Annotated in this window: 8 protein-coding genes and 1 other RNA gene; 4 read left to right on the forward strand and 5 right to left on the reverse strand. The window is 58.8% G+C overall.

Annotation, left to right across the window (positions count from 1 at the left end; genetic code table 11):
* Positions 1-459 (reverse strand): NAD(P)H-dependent oxidoreductase subunit E (locus QOC89_RS09650; RefSeq protein WP_323044815.1); only part of this gene is annotated, 459 nt, incomplete at its 3' end.
* Between the two features lie 133 nt (positions 460-592).
* On the opposite strand from QOC89_RS09650, the gene QOC89_RS09655 reads away from it, so the two are divergent.
* Both QOC89_RS09655 and QOC89_RS09660 read left to right on the forward strand, forming a co-directional pair.
* Positions 593-1,672 carry a substrate-binding domain-containing protein gene (locus QOC89_RS09655; protein ID WP_323044816.1) on the forward strand — a complete coding sequence of 360 codons (1,080 nt, stop codon included), beginning with the start codon at positions 593-595 and terminating at the stop codon, positions 1,670-1,672.
* A gap of 109 nt (positions 1,673-1,781) precedes the next feature.
* On the forward strand, positions 1,782-2,048 hold the full coding sequence (locus QOC89_RS09660; protein WP_323044817.1) for a hypothetical protein: 267 nt from the start codon (positions 1,782-1,784) through the stop codon (positions 2,046-2,048).
* A 130-nt stretch (positions 2,049-2,178) separates the two neighbouring features.
* On the opposite strand, the gene QOC89_RS09665 is transcribed toward QOC89_RS09660, so the two are convergent.
* Entirely contained in the window at positions 2,179-2,547 is a 369-nt protein-coding gene (locus QOC89_RS09665; protein ID WP_323044818.1) for a hypothetical protein, read from the reverse strand.
* Between the two features lie 297 nt (positions 2,548-2,844).
* Between QOC89_RS09665 and QOC89_RS09670 the strand changes: the two genes are divergently transcribed.
* Positions 2,845-3,033 carry a hypothetical protein gene (locus QOC89_RS09670; protein ID WP_323044819.1) on the forward strand — a complete coding sequence of 63 codons (189 nt, stop codon included), beginning with the start codon at positions 2,845-2,847 and terminating at the stop codon, positions 3,031-3,033.
* Positions 3,034-3,059: 26 nt separating this feature from the next.
* Complete coding sequence (locus QOC89_RS09675; protein ID WP_323044820.1) at positions 3,060-3,863, forward strand: hypothetical protein; 804 nt, start codon at positions 3,060-3,062, stop codon at positions 3,861-3,863.
* Between the two features lie 217 nt (positions 3,864-4,080).
* On the opposite strand, the gene ssrA is transcribed toward QOC89_RS09675, so the two are convergent.
* The 3 genes from ssrA to ubiG form a co-directional block, all read right to left on the reverse strand.
* Positions 4,081-4,450, reverse strand: a transfer-messenger RNA (tmRNA) gene (gene ssrA / locus QOC89_RS09680).
* 176 nt (positions 4,451-4,626) lie between these two features.
* Positions 4,627-5,340 (reverse strand): HAD-IA family hydrolase, encoded by a 714-nt coding sequence (locus tag QOC89_RS09685; RefSeq protein WP_323044821.1) that lies wholly within the window; start codon positions 5,338-5,340, stop codon positions 4,627-4,629.
* 32 nt (positions 5,341-5,372) lie between these two features.
* The coding region (gene ubiG, locus QOC89_RS09690; RefSeq protein WP_323044822.1) for a bifunctional 2-polyprenyl-6-hydroxyphenol methylase/3-demethylubiquinol 3-O-methyltransferase UbiG at positions 5,373-5,929 on the reverse strand (557 nt) is incomplete at its 5' end.

Raw genomic sequence — 5,929 nt, forward strand, 5'->3', positions numbered from 1 at the left:
GGCGGCGGCGAACAGTGCGTCGAATTTTTGCGGCGTCACCTTGGCGTGCAGGGTGCCGTTGACCATCATGGCCGGCGACAGCGCGCATTGACCGAGGCAATACACCGACTCCAGCTCGACCGGCGCCCCGTGCTCGTGTTCAGCATCGAAACGGCAGCCTGTGTGTGCTTCGATATGCTGCGCGAGCGCCTCGGTGCCCATGCTCCGGCACGCTTCGGCGCGGCACAGTTGCACCGTGACGGGTGCTGCGGGCTGCGTGCGGAAGTGGTGGTAGTAGGTGATGACGCCGTGTACTTCCGCGCGCGACAGGTTCATGGCACGCGCGAGAGGCGCAACCGTGTCGGGCGGGACGTAGCCGAGTTCGTCCTGAATCGCGTGCAATATCGCTAGCAACGACATGCCCGGCTGCGCGTGACGCTGCACGAGCTGCTCCGGTGCGATGGCCATGGAATCGTCCAAGTGAGGCTCCTTCAAAGCTATATATGCACTTGTTATTCATAAAGAGTGCACTTATGCTTTGGTTATTCGATAGGGGATAGCGGAACAATAGGCGGGTGAAACGCCTCATGCAATAGGAAAGAGTTGAGCATATATGATCAGAATCGAATGTCAGGCGCAGCTGGTTGTGAAGGCCCCCGACGGCCGGGAGGCCAGCCTGTCGGACGTCGTGCCGTTGCTTGCGTTGGTGGACCAGTCCGGCAGCATCGCGCAGGCGGCGACGCTTAAGGGTTTGTCCTACCGTCACGCGTGGGGTTTGTTGCGCAGCATCGAAGAGCGTTTGGGTGGTCCGCTGATCGCGAAGGAGCGGGGGCGCGGCTCGGTGCTGTCCGAACTCGGGCAGGCCGTGTTGCGCGCCCAGCGTCTGTGTGGCGAGCGCCTGGACGGCAATATGCAGGCGCTCGCCAGCGAAGTCGCCAGCGAGCTGAACCGCTGGCTCGCACCACCCGCCGACGACGTGCGGATCTACGCCTCGCACGGTTACGCCGTGGCGGCACTGGTCACGACACTGGTCGCGAACGATCTGCCAGTCGATATCAAGTATCGCGATAGCGCGGATGCAGTCAGCGCGCTTGCCCGCGGCGAATGCGATCTGGCCGGCTTCCATTTGCCGTTGGGCGAATTCCGCTCCGACTGTGCCGATACGTATCGGCGCTGGCTCGATCCGCAGCGCCACGTGCTTGTGCATCTCACGCGGCGCAAGCAGGGCCTTTTCCTCAGCAAGGGCAATCCGAAGGGAATCGGCGGGCTGAGCGACCTCGCGCGCGACGACATTCGTTTCGTCAATCGTCAGCCAGGCTCCGGTACGCGCATGCTGCTCGATCTCGCGCTACGAAAAGTCGGGGTCGATCCGGACAGAGTTAATGGTTACGCGTCGGCGGAACTCACGCATTCGGCAATCGCGGCGTTCGTGGCGAGTGGCATGGCCGATGTGGGTTTCGGCGTCGAGCCGGCGGCGCATCACTTCGGGCTCGACTTCATTCCGATCGTCGACGAAGACTATTACTTCGCTTGCGAGCGCGCCCGCCTGGAGCGTACGCCGCTCGCAACGGTAATCGGTTTGCTGCGCGGCATGGCGTTTCGGCGTGGCGTCGAGCAGCTAGACGGCTATGATCCGCGCGACTGCGGCAAGCTGCTCGAGCTCGATGTGGGGCTGGGTCCGACTACGGTGTAAGCGCCTGTAAACAAAATGCTGCGGTGGCCGCTGCGTGGGGCGTCTGTTTGGGATAATCTCTAACCTTCCGCTTACGCCATAACCGCGCGTTGCACCGCGCTGACTCGATATGAAAGCTCTTTTCCACGCATGTGCCGCGGCAGCGGCAACCGGGGTGCTCCTCGCCACCGTTTCGGTTGCTTTTGCACAGAATTCTCCGGGTGTGCCGGGTGGTATCTTGCAAGATCAGTTCCGTCTTGCCGAACATCCGCAGATGCCATTTGCGGCGTCGGCGGCTTCGGGCAAATACCAGTCCGACAAGAAGTCAGCCATGCGCAAGCGCGGCGACAACGGCGATCCGAACGGCTGTAACCTGCAGTGTCCTAAAGACGAATAAGCGCGAAGATCCGCGCTCTCGTGTGAGTCTGTGAAAACGCCGGCATGCTGCCGGCGTTTTTCGTTTGAGCGTGCCTTATTGGAGCGCCTTTCTGGCTTCCAGCCTTGGCCCGTCGTCCAGCGGCTCCCGCTTATGGCTTCGCCGTGTGCCACATGTCCTTGAAGCCATCTCCCTTCATTTCTCCCGCTTGCTTGTCCGCCGCGTAGCGATAGAGCGGGTGCCCCTTGTAAGCCCACTGTTGCTTGCCGTCGGCGGCAGGGATGAGCGTCCAGTCACCTGAAGGTTTGTCCGACGGGCTTGCCATGGCTGCCGGCCAGTAGCTCATACAGCCGCCAGTGCAGGCGCTTACACCGGGCGTGGTGTCTTTGTCGAACGTATAGAGCGTCATGCCGTCCGCGGTGACGAAGCGGCCATCGACGACCTTCGGGGCTTCCGCGAAAGCGGTCTGTTGCAGTGCGAGAAGAGTCAGCGTGGAGAGGCAGAAGAGAGTCTTGCGCATGATGTCGGCTCCTGAAGGGGGTGTGAGTCTCGCGAGACGTGACTTGAGGCGCGAGTAGCGAACCGCTGATGAACGATTGAGCGGGCGCTTTTATTCCGCGTGTCTCTTAAAAAATCTTAGTTAATTTCTCCATATTTGAGATTCGGGCAAACCCCGATGCGCGAATTTGCCTCTATTCCATAGCGAAAGCCTCGAATTATCCTTGTTTCAGGGAGATATGCCATGGGCATGTCGGATATTTTGAGTTCGTCGCTCAGGTTGTATTGAGATTGGAAATATATTTTCAGGGTGAGGATAATGAAAAATATTGGTCGGCTGGTTCGTTGTTTTTCATTTCGCGAGCGAGTCTATTTCTCCACCGGAGTGGCGGAATTAGAGTTTTTGGGGGCTATGGAGGCGGCCGAACTTGCGGCGGAAGAAGCATTGGAAGAGGAGGACGTCAAAGCCTTTGAATCTCGTTATCTCCAGCGATTTTGCCGGGCATGATATTGAATTTTTCCGGAGTTTTGATTGTGAATAAACTTAAGAAGTCATGCTGGTTTTACGCATCTATCCTGTTGCTTGCACTGTCGGCAACCGTGCGGGCCCAGGTTCCCCTCAAAATTGTTCAAGTGACCAATGCGGCCACTCTTGTCCCGGAACAGTTGTTTAATACAATGGATTTTTACGCACAAGCAGTCAGCCGTTCAATCAAGACGGCTCAACCATCGTCGACCAAAATCAAACTCCTTGCCAGCAAGTGGCGTAGCGCAACAATCGCGCGTTTCGAATATACCTACGCTGAACCCTCCGGTGCTAGCAATACGCGTATCTACAATGCTATTTCCGGTCAGGACCCTCAGGACATTCTGTATGAGCCCGGCAGCGCTCCGAATCGGCAATTCAACGACTTTTTATCGAGCAGCAATATAGAGAAAGCCGCCGCCAACATTGATGTTCCGGGTGGGCGTTTGGGCGCCAGCATGGATAATCAGGCTCTTGACGCTGAACTCAAAGCTCTGAAGAATTTCGAAAACGACATTCTGGTTAACGGACTCCCGCCTGGGGGGAAACTGGTGGGATACATTTCACAGGCGCCTTGCGATTCATGCGCAAACGTCCTCCGGCAACAGCTGCCCGCCACGGGGTATGCGAGACAAATCGAGGTGTCTTATCTGCCGAACTCGAAAGCAGTGGGTATTTCGCAGACGGAGACCGACATTGCCAAGCGATTCAATACCCGGCGGCTGGTCTATAAGGACAACATCTTGAGTTTGCGGGCAGGGACCCTTGGGAGACTCGAGGCGCGCGGCGGGGAACTGGCTGGTTGTCTATGACAGACAGTAGAACGGCGATGTGTCTGGCAGCTATGCCGTAGAACGCGCGATACTTTGGCAACTTGCGGAGGGGGCTTGTTGCCCGTCACGATGAGCGTTGCTGGGTCTGCGGGTTTTCAATTGAAGCCGTTGTGCGAAGCAGACGGTAAAAAACCCCGAGAGCCTTACGCTGACGGGGTTCTCGGTGAAACGGCGTGCTGCCACTTGCAAGGTGTTGTGGTGGAGGCGGCGGGAATCGAACCCGCGTCCAGAAGCACTCTACGACCAGTTCTACATGTTTAGTTCTGTCATTTGATTTAACCGGCGTGACGCGGACGAACACGCTGCACGACGGCGATTCACTAGATTTTCGACCCGGATGTCGTGACACCACCAAGGCTTAACTGACGTATATGACCTCTGTCGGTATTGCTACCGGTCTTGCGACTCTAGCCCGTCAGTGAACTAGGCAGAGGACGGCGGCCCTTAGGCTGCCAGTGCGAACGTATCGTCGTTTGCAGTTACGTTTTTCCCATTGATTAACGAGGTGACGGGTCCTCGACATGCCCTAGCCGCTTCGCAACCCCTGTCGAAACCAGGTCGCCCCCGCGGTTCGTTGCCCAATACTTATGGGCCAAGCGTAGATTTTACAATAGTTTGACGGCCGCGTCCTGACTGATTCGCTTGTTATCTTGGCGCGGAGGATGGCGATAGGCGCATGCACGGCAACACGGCGGGGCGCCGCCATGCGTTGCCTACGCTCGGTCTGCCATCTGGTGCGCGCTCAGCCTATATCGCGCAGCAACTTCTGCAATTCAGCAGGCGAATGCACGACATGCTGCGCGTGCCATTGCGTCGGCGGAATGTCGTTGCCGCAATAACCGTAGGCGGCCGCAATGGTCTTCATGCCGGCCGCGAAACCCGCCTGCACATCGCGCAGGTCGACACCGACATAGACGATATGCTCCGGCACCACATCCAGTTCACGAGCTGCGTGCAACAACGGTGCGGGGTGTGGCTTCGAATGCGGAGTTGTGTCGCCGCTCACCACACAGCCCGCGCGCTCTTCGAGGCCGAGTTGCGCGACCAGCGGTTCGGTGAGTCTGGCCACTTTGTTCGTCACGATGCCCCAGCGCACGCCCCGTGCGTCGAGATCGTCGAGTAATTCGGCGATGCCGGGAAACAGCGTGGTCTCGATGCACAGGTCTGCTTCGTAGTTGGCGAGAAACTCCTCGCGCATCGACGCGAACTCGTGATCCTCAGGGCCGATGCCGAAGGCGCCCCCGATCAGTCCGCGCGCGCCCGCTGACGCAAGCGGCCGCAGGTCTTCGAGCGGCACCATCTCGAGGCTCCGATCGTGGCGCATCTTATTGACGGCAGCGGCCAGGTCGGGCGCGGTGTCAGCCAGCGTACCGTCGAGGTCGAACAGGACAGCCTGGCAAAGACGGAGTGCGTCGTCATTGTCTTCGCGTTGGGGCAGGGGCGTGGGATCGCTCATTGATTGAATTGAGTCGGGGCTGGTCGGGCGGATCAGACGTCGCGGCGGCAAGCGAGCATATAGTTCACGCTCGTGTCGGCGGACAGCGCGAAATGCTTGCTGAGCGGGTTGTAAACGATACCTTTGATGTCGGCCGTGCGCAGGCCGGCGGCGCGCACGAAGCTCGCCAATTCCGACGGACGGATGAAGCGCGTGTAGTCGTGCGTACCCTTGGGCAGCATCCGCGCGATATATTCGGCGCCGATCACCGCGAACAAATAGGACTTCACATTGCGGTTCAGTGTGGAGAAGAACACCCATCCGCCCGGTTTCACCAGGGTCTTGCAGGCTTCGACAATGGCGCCCGGTTCGGGCACGTGCTCAAGCATTTCCATGCACGTGACGACGTCATAGGTGCCGGGTTCGCGTGCGGCAAGTGCTTCAGCAGCGATTTCTTCGTAATTAACGGTTACACCGCTTTCAAGGCTGTGAAGATCCGCCACGCCAAGTGCCTGCCTCGACAGGTCGATTCCCTTCACGTGCGCGCCCAATCCTGCCATCGACTCCGACAGAATCCCGCCGCCGCAGCCGATATCCAAAACCGTTTTAC

Source organism: Paraburkholderia sp. (genome assembly GCF_034668105.1).
GTDB lineage: Bacteria > Pseudomonadota > Gammaproteobacteria > Burkholderiales > Burkholderiaceae > Paraburkholderia.

Coding starts and splice junctions, on each gene's coding strand:
- QOC89_RS09655 (WP_323044816.1), top strand. CDS start 593: ATGATCAGAATCGAATGTCAGGCGCAGCTGGTTGTGAAGGCCCCCGAC.
- QOC89_RS09660 (WP_323044817.1), top strand. CDS start 1,782: ATGAAAGCTCTTTTCCACGCATGTGCCGCGGCAGCGGCAACCGGGGTG.
- QOC89_RS09665 (WP_323044818.1), bottom strand. CDS start 2,547: ATGCGCAAGACTCTCTTCTGCCTCTCCACGCTGACTCTTCTCGCACTG.
- QOC89_RS09670 (WP_323044819.1), top strand. CDS start 2,845: ATGAAAAATATTGGTCGGCTGGTTCGTTGTTTTTCATTTCGCGAGCGA.
- QOC89_RS09685 (WP_323044821.1), bottom strand. CDS start 5,340: ATGAGCGATCCCACGCCCCTGCCCCAACGCGAAGACAATGACGACGCA.